We start from the raw sequence: 14,243 nt of genomic DNA on the forward strand, positions 1-14,243 counted from the left end.
TATTTTTGCGCCGGAAACTCACCACGGATTACGCAGATTTACACAGATTAATGATTTAGACAATCTGTGTAAGTCCGTGTAGTTTGTGGTGAAATAAAAACAAACGTGATGACTATTACCGAACTACAACGCTTGTACGCCGCCCATCCCAACGTAGAGGGTATGGGCCGGTTGTTTAAAGACTCTTCTATCCGGCATTTGTACTGTGGTGGCCTGTGTGCTTCCGCTGCTTCCTTGTTTTCATCCGTGTTGGTGCAACGTGCCGAGGTTCCGTTCGTTTTCATTTTGGGCGATTTGGAAGAAGCCGGTTATTTCTATCATGACTTGACCCGGATATTGGGAACGGAAAAAATATTGTTTTTCCCCTCTTCTTTCCGGCGTGCCATTAAATACGGACAGAAGGATGCCGCCAATGAAATTCTGCGTACTGAAGTCCTGAGCCGTTTACAAAAGGGAGAAGAAGGACTTTGTGTGGTGACCTATCCCGATGCTTTGGCAGAGAAAGTGGTTTCTCGCAAAGAACTTGGCGATAAGACCCTGAAACTTCATACGGGCGAAAAGGTAGATATGAATTTCATCACGGAAGTATTACGCAGTTATGGTTTTGAATATGTAGATTATGTCTACGAACCCGGACAATATGCTGTCCGTGGTAGTATCATCGATGTTTTTTCTTTTTCTTCCGAATCTCCTTTCCGAATCGACTTTTTCGGTGATGAAGTAGAGAGTATCCGTACCTTCGAAGTCGATACCCAGCTTTCCAAAGAGAAGAAAGAGAGTATAGTGATAGTACCCGATTTGAGCCGTAGTCTGGAGCAAAACGGTAGTGGTGGTATGGTGTCGTTTCTGGATTTTCTTCAACCTGATACCATACTTTCCATGCGCGATTTCCTGTGGTTGCGCGAGCGTATACAGACTGTACATGATGAAGCACTTACACCTCAAGCCATTGTTGCCCGTGAATCGGAAGAAAACGGAATCGTCACTTTAGAAGGCAAATTGATTGATGGAGGAGAGTTTACATTACGTGCGCTTGATTTCCGGCGGATGGAATTTGGTACAAAACCTACGGGAACACCTGATGCAACTATTTCGTTCGATACTTCCGTCCAACCTATTTTCCATAAGAACTTCGACCTTGCGGCAGAAACTTTTCAGGAATACCTTGCACAAAATTATACCCTATATATATGTAGCGACAGTGTGAAGCAAACCGACCGTATCCGTGCCATCTTTGAGGATCGGGGCGATAACATCGCTTTTACCGCTGTCGAACGTACCTTGCACGAGGGATTTGCCGATAACACATTGCGTCTCTGTATCTTTACGGATCACCAGTTGTTCGACCGTTTTCATAAGTATAACCTCAAGAGTGAGAAAGCGCGTAGCGGAAAGGTGGCGCTTTCCCTGAAAGAGCTCAACCAGTTTACTCCGGGCGATTATGTTGTCCATACTGATCACGGTGTGGGACGCTTCACCGGATTGGTACGTATTCCCAATGGGGATACCACTCAAGAAGTGATGAGGCTTGTCTATCAGAATGAAGATGTCGTATTCGTCTCTATTCATTCCCTGCACAAAGTGTCCAAGTATAAGGGGAAGGATGGGGAGGCTCCGCGCTTGAATAAATTGGGTACGGGGGCTTGGGAAAAGTTGAAAGACCGTACCAAGACCAAGATAAAAGACATTGCCCGTGATCTCATCAAACTTTACTCACAGCGCCGTGAAGAGAAAGGTTTTCAATACAGTCCCGACAGTTTCCTGCAACATGAATTGGAAGCTTCTTTCCTTTATGAGGATACTCCTGACCAGAGTAAAGCCACTGCCGAGGTAAAGGCTGATATGGAAAGTGCCCGTCCGATGGATCGTCTGGTGTGTGGTGATGTCGGTTTCGGAAAAACGGAAGTTGCCGTGCGGGCTGCTTTCAAAGCCGTTGCCGACAACAAACAGGTAGCTGTCTTGGTGCCTACTACCGTTCTTGCCTATCAGCATTTCCAGACTTTCAAGGAACGCCTGAAAGGTTTGCCTTGTAAGGTGGAATATCTGAGCCGTGCACGCACCGCCGCGCAAGCCAAAGCGGTAATCAAGGGACTTGCCGACGGCGAAGTGAATATCCTCATCGGTACTCATCGTATCCTGGGTAAAGATGTGAAGTTCAAAGATCTTGGCTTGCTGATTATTGACGAGGAGCAGAAATTCGGAGTTTCTGTCAAAGAGAAACTTCGTCAGCTAAAGGTCAATGTAGATACGCTCACCATGACTGCTACGCCCATTCCCCGAACTTTACAATTCTCATTGATGGGTGCCCGCGATTTGAGCGTCATCCAAACTCCGCCGCCCAACCGTTATCCCATTCAGACGGAAGTACATACTTTCAATGAAGAAATCATAGCCGATGCCATCAACTTCGAAATGAGCCGCAACGGACAAGTATTCTTCGTGAATAATCGTATTTCCAATCTTGTGGAACTCAAAATGATGATCCAGCGTCATATTCCCGACTGCCGTGTTGCCATCGGTCATGGCCAGATGGAACCTGCCGAACTGGAGAAGATCATATTGGATTTCGTCAATTATGATTACGATGTGTTGCTTGCCACCACCATCATAGAAAGTGGTATTGATATCCCCAATGCCAATACCATTGTCATCAACCAGGCCCAGAACTTCGGACTGAGTGACCTCCACCAGATGCGTGGCCGTGTGGGGCGAAGCAACAAGAAAGCCTTTTGCTATCTGTTGGCTCCTCCTCTGTCTTCCCTTACTCCGGAAGCCAAGCGCCGCCTGCAAGCCATCGAGAATTTTTCCGATTTAGGTAGTGGCATCCATATCGCTATGCAAGACCTCGACATCCGCGGTGCGGGAAATATGTTGGGTGCGGAACAAAGCGGTTTCATTGCCGACCTTGGTTATGAAACCTATCAAAAGATACTCTCCGAAGCCGTACATGAATTGAAGACCGATGAGTTCGCCGACTTGTATGCCGACGAGCTGAAAGCCGATGGGGGGGGTATCAGTGGTGAACAGTTCGTTGACGAGTGCCAGGTGGAAAGTGATCTCGAACTCCTGCTTCCCGCCACTTACGTCACCGGTAGCAGCGAACGCATGTTGCTCTATCGGGAATTGGATAGCATGACGCTCGATAAAGATGTAGAAGCCTTCCGTGCTCGTCTTGAAGATCGCTTTGGCCCCGTTCCTTCCGAAACCGAAGAACTTCTGCGCATTGTTCCGCTTCGCCGCCTTGCCGCGCGCATCGGTGCGGAGAAAGTCTTCCTGAAGGGTGGACGTATGTCCCTGTTCTTTATTTCCAATCCGGACAGTCCATATTATCAGAGTCAGGCATTTGGGAAAGTCATCGCCTATATGATGAAATATACCCGTCGCTGTGACCTGCGTGAGCAGAATGGCAAACGGAGTATGTTGGTAAAGGACGTAAAGACTGTGGAAGAAGCTGTCAGCGTGTTGCAAGAGGTGGTGGCGATGCAGGTAGAAGAATAGCGGGGAGTCTTTTTTCCCGCATTTTTCTCGCTGTTGTCAGGGCATTTTCTGTTGCACCTCTTTCCGTATATAGATTTTGTGCGAACCTCTGCCGGTGTATCCTATGCCGCTGTCAGGCATTTCGCTCCATCTTTTCAGTTCCAGTGCGGCAGCGTTGCGCAACAGTCCTGTCATGTTGCAATAGTCATTTACTTTCAGTAGAACGTTTGTTTGCAGATAATTTTGTGCCAGCCTCAAACGTTGTTCTGCCGTATAGCGCGAAGATGAACGCTGGAATTTCCACTTTGAGCGGTCCAGCCGGCAGTGCATCCCCGTTTCTTGTATAAACTCCTTGTCCGCCCGGAAGTTGATGTTCTGCATGTAGATACTCATGGCATTTCGTTTCTGTCCGCCCGGTTCGCCGCTTTCACGTTCAAATCCGTCACGTATTCCCAATGAGGGGGTAAATACGCCCAGTCCGTCTATTTTCACCGAGTGTCCTTCGCCCATCTCACGGGCAATGGCCTGTGTCAGCGATTTCACCAGCCCGATAATATCACCGGGGGTGAAGGTACTGGCGTAGTTGATATGTTCGGCCAGATAGCCGAGGTCTACTTGTCCCCAAATCTTCATGCGGGGATAAAGCACTTTCTTGCCGTCCTCTCCGGGGAGGGTCAGCTCTTGCATTTGGTATTCTGCCATGATGTCTGTTGTATATAAAACGCTAACGAGACTGATGTTATCAGATGGACGGTATAAGTCGGTTCACAAGGTAGTCTCTGTTCCTTGAAGAAGAGGGTTGAAGTATAGGAAAAGCTTCATCTCACGCCGCGAGATATATATCTTGGCTGCTGAGATGGCCATCCCGGCTGCAGAGATTTGTATCTTGGCAGCTAAGATACATCTTTTCTTTGGAGTGGGCAAACTTTCCCCCCGATAAGAGTATGTTTTCTTAAGGGATTGATGTGGTTTCTTCATCGAACTCTGTCATGTCCTTCTATAATAGAGGAAGGAATAGGTCGTGTGAAAATCGTCATCGGTTTGTTGTTTTTGGATAAATAATAATATCTTTGCATTGTGAAGTAATTGCGGTGGCAAGGCTTCGCATTTTTGTGGAAAGACTTAGCATTTGCTATTTATTCTGTAATGCTCTGAAAATTTGGCCGTTGGAAGAACTAATACAAGAATAAGTTTGTAGATGTCTACGCTATAGCGTGGGCAGGACTTATTCGTATTAGTGGGTTAGGCCAAATACCTCAGAGCATGGATATAGTTCGGTCCATGCTTTTTTTATGCCCAAAATACAAGCGATAGGCTCTGCTTGTCTTGATTATCGAAAAAGAGTCTTAACGAAAAAATGTACTATTATGAGGTTTTTGAAAATGACAGGACTGCTGATGTTTTTAAGTATGTTGGCGGTGGGATGTAGTTCGGATGACGATGAAAAGGATGTGGTAGGCGGTGAGCCTGCCGAACTCTATGTGTATGTGCGCGATGCTTCGGACAATTATTTGCTGGAAGGAGTGGATGTGGAGTTTGTACAGAACAACAAGTTGCTTTGTACCGATACTACCGACGACTCCGGAGCTGCTTTGTGTAACAATAAGTACGATGGCCTTGTTTCCGGAATGGTAACCGTTAATATCAATGTGGAGGGATATAAGCCGTTTACGAAGACAGGCAATGTCACAGCCGGCGACAATGAGTGGGAAGTAAGTCTGATACCGGATGAAGACGCTCCTTCTTCGTCCTCATTGAACGTTACGTCTAAAGATGTAGAAGATTTGTACGGTACGATTTCTATCCTGATACCCGAAAACGCGCGGTATGTACGTGTATCCGAAGGTACGAGCTATGATCCTGAGGATTATGAAGAATATAAAAACAGTAATTACGGATATGGAACAACCACGCAGAATGTGACTTATACTAATTTGAAACCTGCGACCAAGTATACCTTTACAGTAGTTTCTTTTGATGACAGAGGGAAACAGTTGGATAAAAAGACCCTTACCGTCACTACCAAGGAGTTGTATAACCGTAGCGATTTTAAAGTAGATATCGTTGATTTCCTGACGTTACAGAGTGGTGTTTCGGTGACTCTTAAGGTAGCTCCCGCACACGGGTTCATAATGTCTTGTTACGAATTGGGCCAGGAACCGGCCAATGACTTGCAGGTGGTAAAGGAAGCAATGAAAAATGGTACTGTCATAGGAGAAGATGGAAAGACAAAGATCGGTTATGTTACCGGACTGGATGCAGGAAAGGGCTATCGTGTCTATATTATACCTTTTGCGGAAAATAGAACTGATGTGGGAGGATACACTTACTTGGCTCCCGGAATAGTTTCTTCTATGGAATTGTATACTAAACGTGACAATTATCCTCCGAAGGCTACTGTAATAAAGGCCGGAAATACGAAAAGCTCATTCAGTTATCGGATATATTCAAGCAAGTTCAGTAATACAGCCAGTAATGTAGGATACTCTTTCTGCAGATCCTACAGAGGTGTTTTTGTGGAAGAATATGACCAGTTTGAGAATGAACCGGACATCGCGTGGGCAACGGTTTGCCAAAACCAAGGACTGGATGTGTTCAAGAGTTCGTATACATCTATCTATGAGATAGGCGGTTTAAACCTCTCTTCATGGTATGGTATCATAACACTGGGGTATCACGACCAAGAAGGAACGGATAATTCGGCTGTCATTTCCCGCTATAAATTCAAGTACGGCAGTTATGGTGTGACTCGTAACGTCGAAACCGGTGTCGCTTCTACCAAAGTATCCGGCATCAAGTATGGCTCTGTTACGGATGACATGTTGAAAAGTGTACGTGTTTTGAAATAATGTAACGAATTCTTGAAGCAGGTACTTGGAAGACTTGCTTCAAGGCAGATACACCTTAACAGGTTTTTATGAGTGAACCCTCTTCCTGCCTTTTCCGGTAATTGATTTATAGGGATTGGTGCGGGAGAGGGTTGTTTTGATTGTGTCTGATTTATTTACAACCGGTCAGCTCCAGGATCTTCTTTTCCAGAGCCAGATCATCACTGTTCATTCTTGGGGTAGGGATATTACACATACGAATTACGTCACCCTCGCGGCAAGTGTAGTTGTAATAGAGCAATTCGGTTTCGTCCAGTTCCTCGTATGGCTTCAATACACCTTGTTGTTGCAGGAATTTCTGGTGATCGGTATCGTCGGTTTGCTTTACCAGAAGGATGCGGCGGGCTATGGGATTGAAATTGTAGTCGAAACATTGATAGATGCCACGCAAAAAGGGCGGACGGTCGAACAAGGGTAGTTTTAGGCAGATGTTGAACATCGAGAGTTGGGGCGATTGGCTTTCGTTGAAAGCCAGGTAAAGATGGCTCATGCCGTTCATCATTCCGAACCCCCAATGAGTGGTACCATGGGCGTTGGTATGTCCCACCTCAATGTAATTTCCGTTTTCGGCGGGAGCAATGAGATAAGGTTCTATCTTCAGGTCATTGGTACTGGAAGATAGGCTATAGCTGGTATAAATACCGCTGTAATTGGCGATGTGGTTCACACTTCGGCGGGAGTTTTGCTCCAGTTCATCAAGGAAAGGATTTCGTCCGTCCGGCTGTTCTTTTACCGTCAGGTCTATGGAGAAAAGTTTCTGCTTCATTTGTGGAAGAGAACCCAGGAACTTCTTTTTCGACAGGTTATTCACCCATATCAGGGCATTGTCCAAGGCATCATCTTCATCCATCCCTTTTTCCACATTCTTGAAATAGGTGGGGAACACAGTGGAATACATGGCGGAAAGTACACTGGGAGTGAGTTGGGTCTGTTCGGCCATCTCTTTCATCTTTACTCCCTTTTTGCGTAAGAAGGTAATACGGTCGTAGATTTCTTTCAATTCGTTCATGCTTCTATGTCCATTAATGAATGGCAAAATTACTTTTCTTTTCCGATACCCAAATTTCTGTATCTTACTTTTTGTAAAAAATGTGTTTTCTTCTCCTTAGGGGACGTGTTACATTACAATTGCATGAATATTTCTGAATTATTTCGCATTTATTATTCCTGTTTTATTCATTTTTTGCTTCATAAGGCCTCCTTACTTTTGTCCCGTCAAAAAAACGAAGTAGAATATGAATTTATCACCGAATAAACAGATAGGGGGCAAAACAGTGGCGCAATGCAGAATGGCTGGAGAACATACACCGGAATGGGTTTTTATTCTTTGGATGGGGGGAACAGCACTTTTGTCTTATTCGTTGGTTTATGCTTTACGTAAACCATTTACCGCTGCCGAATTTGAAGGATTGCAGATTGCCGGTATGGACTATAAAATTATAGTAAGTATCATCCAACTCATCGGTTACGTATGTGCGAAGTTGTTCGGCATTAAGTTCATCTCAGAGTTGAAACCGCAAAACCGGTTGAAGTTCATCATTGGCTCGGCAGCCTTGTCCGAAGCGTCGTTGCTGGCATTCGGATTACTACCTGTACCTTATAATATAATAGCGCTCTTTTTCAATGGTCTTTCTTTAGGATGTATGTGGGGTGTGATATTCAGTTTCCTTGAAGGGCGGCGCACTACCGATATTTTGGCAAGTATCATGGGGGTGAGCATGGCACTCAGCTCGGGTGTAGCCAAGAGTATGGGACTCTATGCGTTGAACCAACTTCATGTAAGCGAGTTTTGGATGCCTGCTTTGGTCGGTGCTTTGGCTTTCCCTTTGCTTTGCTTCATGGGGTGGATGATGACCAAGTTCCCACGTCCTACGGCTGTTGACATCGCTGCACGTTCCGAGCGGGTTACCCTCAATGGACAGCAACGGTGGAAACTGTTCAGGCAATATATGCCGTTGTTACTTTTACTCTTTATCGCCAATCTGATGCTTACTGTCCAGCGCGACATCAAAGAAGATTTTATTGTCTGTATCATTGATGTGAGTGCTATTTCTTCCTGGCTTTTTGCCAAGCTCGATGCTATCGCTACTCTTGTGTTGCTGGGTACGTTTGCGTTGCTTGCTTTCTGTGGTAATCATCTGAAAGTGCTCTGTCTATTGCTGGGACTTTCTACAGTAGGTACGGGTATATTGGCTTTGTTGGGTACCGGACAAGTACAGATCTCCACCACCTTGTGGCTCTTTCTGCAAACGCTTTGTATAGATATAGCATATCTCAGTTTTCAGACTATCTTCTTTGAACGGTTCATCGCTTGTTTCAAGGTGAAGGGGAATGTGGGGTTCTTCATCATCACCATCGACTTCATCGGTTATGTGGGTACATTGGCATTGCTGCTTTTCAAAGAGTTGAAGGCTCCAGATGTGGATTGGGCGGTATTCTATAACGAAATGAGTGTCTTTGTGGGTGTGATCTGTTGCATTGCTTTCGTGGCATCTGCCATCTATGTGGTGCAGGCTAAACGGATGGGCGATACGCGGAAAAAAATATCCGGCACGGATAACTATAACGAATTATTAACTTTAAATCCTACGATATGATAGATTTCAGTTTTACAAGAATGGGTAACATAAACAATAGCAATATGAAGAAAATAGAATGTGTGATAATGGACTGGGCAGGTACTGCCGTCGATTATGGATGTTTTGCACCGGTAGCGGCTTTCGTGGAAAGTTTCAAGCAGATGGGAGTGAATGTGACTCCTGCCGAAACACGTGCTCATATGGGACTGACTAAGATTGAGGAAATCCGGGCCCTTTTCGCCATTGAGCGTGTAGCAGAGGAGTTCCATCGGAAATACGGGCGTACCCCTGATGAAAACGATGTGCGGGAATGCTATAAACGTTTCCAAGATGTGTTGTTCGCGACTTTGGAAGGCTATAGCAATCCTATTCCGGGTGTGGTGGAAGTGATTGCCGGTCTGCGCACCAAAGGCATCAAGATAGGATCTACCACCGGATATACCAAGAGTATGATGGATGTGGTAATTCCCATAGCGGAGAAAAAAGGATACAAGACTGATACATGTGTCACATCGGATCATTTGCCCGGTGGCCGTCCCAAACCTTATATGATTTATCAGAACATGTGCCTGCTTGATGTGCCTTCCCGGTTTTCCGTATTGAAGTACGGAGACACTATTGCCGATATCCGTGAAGGCGTGAATGCCGGTGTATGGAGTGTGGGGGTGGTGATGGGGAGTAACGAACTGGGACTGAGTGAAGAGGAAACCCGTAACCTGTCTATGGGCGAACTGAAATGCCGTATGGCAAAAGTACGTGATCGTATGTATGCTGCCGGTGCCGACTATGTGGTGGATACCATAGCCGAACTCCCGATGCTGATTGAGGATATCAATGAGCGCATGGCATTGTGAAAATCATCATTAACATTAATCACTAAATATTATCAATATGAGACCTTATTTACTTTTGACTCCCGGCCCTTTGACAACCACCGATACTGTAAAACAAGCCATGATGAGTGACTGGTGTACTTGGGATGAAGACTATAATCTGGATATTGTGGAAGTAATCCGTAAAGAATTGGTGGAGATTGCCACAAGTTGCCCTGAAGAGTATACCGCTGTATTGATGCAGGGTAGCGGAAGTTTTTGTGTGGAAGCTACTCTTGGCTCTGTTGTACGCTCTACGGATAAACTACTTGTAGCTACCAACGGTGCTTACGGTAAGCGTATGGGGGTGATTTCCGAATACTATCACATCGATTGCCACATGATGAAGTTTGAGGAAACCGAACCGGTGGATGCTATGAAGATTGACACTTATCTGAAAAAACATCCCGAGGTTACTCACGTTTCTGTGGTACATTGTGAAACAACCACTGGTGTACTTAATCCTCTTGAGGAGATTGCCGCTGTGGTAAAATCTCACGGTAAGGTACTGATTGTAGATGCCATGAGTAGTTTCGGTGGTGTACCTATAGACATGGCCCGATCGGGTATCGATTTTATGATTAGTAGCGCCAACAAGTGTATTCAGGGAGTACCAGGATTTGGCTTTATCATTGCGCGCCGTTCGTTGTTGGAACAATGTAAAGGTGTAGCCCGCTCACTTTCACTTGACCTCTACGATCAATGGGAAGTTATGGAAAAGGGATGTGGTAAATGGCGTTTTACTTCGCCTACCCATGTAGTACGGGCTTTTATGCAGGCGTTGAGTGAACTGAAGGCCGAAGGTGGTGTGAAAGCACGTTACGCCCGCTACTGCGAAAATCATCGCATACTGGTGAAAGGTATGCGCGCTTTGGGTTACAAGACCCTACTCTCTGATGATCAGCAATCTCCTGTTATCACCTCTTTCTATTATCCTTCTTCCGGCTTCAACTTCAAGGAGTTTTATCTGAAATTGAAAGCCAGGGGATTTGTTATCTATCCGGGTAAAATTTCACAAGCCGATACTTTCCGTATCGGAAATATAGGTGACGTTTATCCTGCCGATTTTGTGAAGTTGACGGAGGTTATTAAGGAAATCATGACAATATGATCGCCATACTCCATAAATGGATAAAATGAACTTCCCACATATCGGTTTGTCCGCTCTACAACCGATATGCGGGATTTATATAAACTTCTGGCAAAAGGGGAATATTATTCCATTATCGTCCGAATTGTAGAGCAAATCCCAGATTAAAGAATGTGATGTTGTTTTTAAACCAACTATGATCGATCCCATCGTCATATCCGTTTGGGTCGGGATTGAACAGGCGTGCATCCGGATTGGCAAACCAATCGGCTGTCAACATATCGAAACGTAACATGCCTGATAGGTTATATTTGATATGAAACTCATATCCCATGCCGAATGATATTCCGCAATATCCCTTTTGGAAAAGATGTCCACGCCGTTGATCTCGTGTATAGGTTCTTTCCTGATAGTCCATGTATCCAATACCTAGCGAGAAGAAAGCCCCTTGATTACCATTGCTCCACAGATGGCGAAAGATGATATTGGGACGTATGTAATGTAGATGTGCCTTGTCCGGCAGGCATGCCATACGTAGATAATCATATTGAACTCCCACGGCAAAGTTCGGGAGGAAGTAATATCGTCCTTCCGTCATCAGGTCATAACCTACCCGGTTACCGTTTTTATTGAAAAAGTCATTCCGGTTTCCCTCTACGTATGGTAGAGACAATCCACCACCGAAGATGATGCTGTACTTTTGAGGTAAACATTCGCTTTGCGCTTGTATGTTCATTCCACAGAAAGTGAGGATGAAGACAGAAAAAGTGATGAGACGTTTCATGTTATCGTTTTCCATATAGTTTGTCGATCAGGTCCTGTCTGCCAATTCGTCTCAGTTCATTGATAATGTTCTTTCGTTCCTCCGGCTTGTACCAGAAAAAGAATTGGCGCTGCGCCAGCTTTTCCCGTTGCGTCTTGGCGCTGAAAACAGGTTCCAGCGTGTAGGGGTGATAACCGGTATACCAGGCTTCGGTGGCAACTGTCATTGGAGTAGGGGTGAAGTCTTGTACTTGTTCCAAGTGGAAATCCAAACGTTTGGTGATGACGGCAAGCTCTGCCATGTCTTCTTCCTTGCAGCCGGGATGACTGCTGATGAAGTAGGGAATGAGTTGCTGTCGCAAGCCTTCTTCGCGATTGATACGGTCGAATATTTTCTTGAACTCTCCGAATTGGCTGAAGGGAGGTTTACGCATGAGGTTGAGTACTCGATCTGATGTATGTTCGGGAGCTACTTTCAGGCGGCCACTGACGTGGCGGGTTATGAGTTCACGGGTATATTCGGCGGTACTTTGATTTACTTTGGGGTCTTTACATTGGTGTAAAAGTAAGTCATAGCGTACGCCACTGCCGATAAATGATTTCTTGATACCGGGCAATGCATCTACGGCATGATAGATATCGAGCAGAGGACGATGGTCTGTATTCAAGTTGGGACATACTTTGGGATGGATGCACGACGGACGTTTGCATCTTTTGCAGAGTGCTTCATCTTTTCCTTTCATCTGGTACATGTTGGCTGAGGGACCTCCCAAGTCACTCAGATAACCTTTGAAGTCGGGTAGTTCCATGACAGCTTTCACCTCTTTCAGCACACTCTCCTTGCTACGGCTTACAATAAACTTGCCCTGATGCGCGGATATGGTACAGAAAGCACATCCTCCGAAACATCCTCGATGAAGATTGACGGAGAATTTTATCATGTCGTAAGCCGGAATACGCTTTCCTTTGTATTTAGGATGGGGAAGGCGGGTATAGGGCAAGTCGAATGAGCGATCGAGTTCCGCTTCCGTCAGTGGAGGATACGGTGGATTTACCACAACGGTCTGTGTACCTACTTTCTGTAAAATACGTGATGCCGCATATTTATTGCTTTCTTCCTCGATATGACGAAAGTTTGCAGCTTCTTTTTTTTTGTCTTTCAAACATTCTTCATGAGAGAAAAGTGTAATATCTCCTTCTTGGGGAACAACTTCCTTTTCAAGATAAACCATTTGTGGAATATTGGTAACAAGCTCTTTAAAGCTTTTTGGGGGAATATGAACTTCCGCAGACTTCAATCCTTCTGCAAGCGCTACAACCGGTTTTTCTCCCATACCGTAAATCAACAAATCGGCTCTGCTGTCAACCAGAATACTTGGACGTACTCGGTCTTGCCAATAATCATAATGCGTCAATCGTCGCATACTCGCCTCTATACCCCCTAAAATGACGGGTACATCCGGGTAAAGCTTCTTTAGGATTTGAGTATAAACAATGGAAGGATATTCAGGTCTCATATCGGGGCGGGCATCCGGAGTATAGGCATCATCACTGCGCAGACGTTTGTTGGCAGTATATTTATTAACCATACTGTCCATGCAACCGGCACTGACACCAAAAAAAAGGCGGGGACGTCCCAACTTCTTGAAGTCGCGTAAATCATCGCGCCAGTTGGGTTGGGGGACAATAGCAACGCGTAATCCTTCTGCTTCAAGGATACGTCCGATAACAGCAGCGCCGAAAGATGGATGGTCTACATATGCGTCACCACTAAACAGGATAACGTCCAATTCATTCCAACCACGCAATTCTACTTCTTTTTTGGTTGTAGGCAACCAATCTGTCAGTCGATATTCTTTCATGGCTGCAAAGATAGGCAATTAATGAGTAAATCACTAATCGCCAATCATTAAATCATGGTGAACTGTACCGTCATCTGTTCGCCGTCATAAATCTCACGGAAACCGATATGCTGTTCGGCAAGATATTCTTTCAGGTCATTGAAAGCGGTTGCATTGTCCATAATGATTTCCAGCTTCTCACCCTTTCCGGCTTGACATATAGCTTTGACGGCAGGGATGAGAGGGCTGTAATGCTTTTGTCCACACGTATTGATGGTTTTCATTTATTTTCTTCTTCTATGGTTTCTTGTTGGGAAAGCCATTGCAGATAGAGCTTGATGAGTTGTTGCAATCCGAACGCTTTCATGTTGTTATGATAGACCACGTCAATACAGAGGTCGAGCAGATCCTTGCTGTCTTCCTCTTGGGTGGCAATGAGAGAGCGGATATTCAGTTTCAGTTTGTCGAGCACAGTTTCATCTACGATACCGTTACTGTCGATGAGGTGGCGAAAAAGTCCATACTTCTCGATAGTAGCAAGGTTTTCTTCTGATATTTCTAAACTACGGGTTCCGCTGGGGTTGGTTTGTATAGTGTACATGATATTGATGTTTTAATGATTAATGTTTAACGATTAATGGTCTCTGTTGGAACAAAGATAAGTTTTTTCATTACAGGTTACACTGATTTACATAGATTATTTATTGGGATTGTTATTTTTATTTGTACGTATC

Annotated in this window: 11 protein-coding genes; 5 read left to right on the plus strand and 6 right to left on the minus strand. The window is 45.1% G+C overall.

Going from position 1 to position 14,243, the window contains the following annotated elements:
- Window positions 1-108: 108 nt before the first annotated feature.
- Window positions 109-3,498 (plus strand): transcription-repair coupling factor, encoded by a 3,390-nt coding sequence (gene mfd / locus C1A09_RS14110; RefSeq protein ID WP_101545320.1) that lies wholly within the window; start codon window positions 109-111, stop codon window positions 3,496-3,498.
- Window positions 3,499-3,534: 36 nt separating this feature from the next.
- Here mfd and C1A09_RS14115 read toward each other — a convergent pair whose 3' ends face one another.
- Window positions 3,535-4,179: an HU family DNA-binding protein gene (locus tag C1A09_RS14115; protein WP_101545322.1), complete on the minus strand. Its 645-nt coding sequence runs from the start codon at window positions 4,177-4,179 to the stop codon at window positions 3,535-3,537.
- A 665-nt stretch (window positions 4,180-4,844) separates the two neighbouring features.
- On the opposite strand from C1A09_RS14115, the gene C1A09_RS14120 reads away from it, so the two are divergent.
- Window positions 4,845-6,326, plus strand: coding sequence for a hypothetical protein (locus C1A09_RS14120; RefSeq protein ID WP_145998993.1), 1,482 nt, complete (start codon window positions 4,845-4,847; stop codon window positions 6,324-6,326).
- Window positions 6,327-6,477: 151 nt separating this feature from the next.
- On the opposite strand, the gene C1A09_RS14125 is transcribed toward C1A09_RS14120, so the two are convergent.
- A complete protein-coding gene (locus C1A09_RS14125; protein ID WP_101545325.1) occupies window positions 6,478-7,374 on the minus strand; it encodes a hypothetical protein in 897 nt (298 codons plus the stop codon).
- A 280-nt stretch (window positions 7,375-7,654) separates the two neighbouring features.
- On the opposite strand from C1A09_RS14125, the gene C1A09_RS14130 reads away from it, so the two are divergent.
- Genes C1A09_RS14130 through phnW form a run of 3 tightly spaced genes read left to right on the plus strand, consistent with a single transcriptional unit; the run spans window position 7,655 to window position 10,927 of the window.
- The gene (locus C1A09_RS14130) at window positions 7,655-8,962 is read left to right on the plus strand and encodes a DUF5690 family protein (RefSeq protein ID WP_233519991.1); all 1,308 of its coding nucleotides are present in this window, start codon (window positions 7,655-7,657) and stop codon (window positions 8,960-8,962) included.
- 44 nt (window positions 8,963-9,006) lie between these two features.
- A complete protein-coding gene (phnX, locus tag C1A09_RS14135; RefSeq protein WP_101545538.1) occupies window positions 9,007-9,798 on the plus strand; it encodes a phosphonoacetaldehyde hydrolase in 792 nt (263 codons plus the stop codon).
- Window positions 9,799-9,835: 37 nt separating this feature from the next.
- On the plus strand, window positions 9,836-10,927 hold the full coding sequence (gene phnW / locus C1A09_RS14140) for a 2-aminoethylphosphonate--pyruvate transaminase (protein ID WP_101545329.1): 1,092 nt from the start codon (window positions 9,836-9,838) through the stop codon (window positions 10,925-10,927).
- Between the two features lie 112 nt (window positions 10,928-11,039).
- Here the strand turns inward: phnW and C1A09_RS14145 are convergent, their stop codons facing one another.
- The 4 genes from C1A09_RS14145 to C1A09_RS14160 are packed head-to-tail and all read right to left on the minus strand — an operon-like array spanning window position 11,040 to window position 14,110.
- Window positions 11,040-11,690: a hypothetical protein gene (locus tag C1A09_RS14145; protein ID WP_101545541.1), complete on the minus strand. Its 651-nt coding sequence runs from the start codon at window positions 11,688-11,690 to the stop codon at window positions 11,040-11,042.
- Window position 11,691: 1 nt separating this feature from the next.
- Entirely contained in the window at window positions 11,692-13,530 is a 1,839-nt protein-coding gene (locus tag C1A09_RS14150; RefSeq protein ID WP_101545331.1) for a YgiQ family radical SAM protein, read from the minus strand.
- A 47-nt stretch (window positions 13,531-13,577) separates the two neighbouring features.
- On the minus strand, window positions 13,578-13,793 hold the full coding sequence (locus C1A09_RS14155; RefSeq protein WP_101545333.1) for a sulfurtransferase TusA family protein: 216 nt from the start codon (window positions 13,791-13,793) through the stop codon (window positions 13,578-13,580).
- Window positions 13,790-14,110: a DUF8442 family protein gene (locus C1A09_RS14160; RefSeq protein WP_101545336.1), complete on the minus strand. Its 321-nt coding sequence runs from the start codon at window positions 14,108-14,110 to the stop codon at window positions 13,790-13,792. Before C1A09_RS14160 ends, C1A09_RS14155 begins: the two co-directional genes overlap by 4 nt.
- Between the last annotated feature and the right edge of the window lie 133 nt (window positions 14,111-14,243).

Source organism: Bacteroides cutis (assembly GCF_900241005.1).
GTDB classification, from domain to species: Bacteria; Bacteroidota; Bacteroidia; order Bacteroidales; family Bacteroidaceae; genus Bacteroides; species Bacteroides cutis.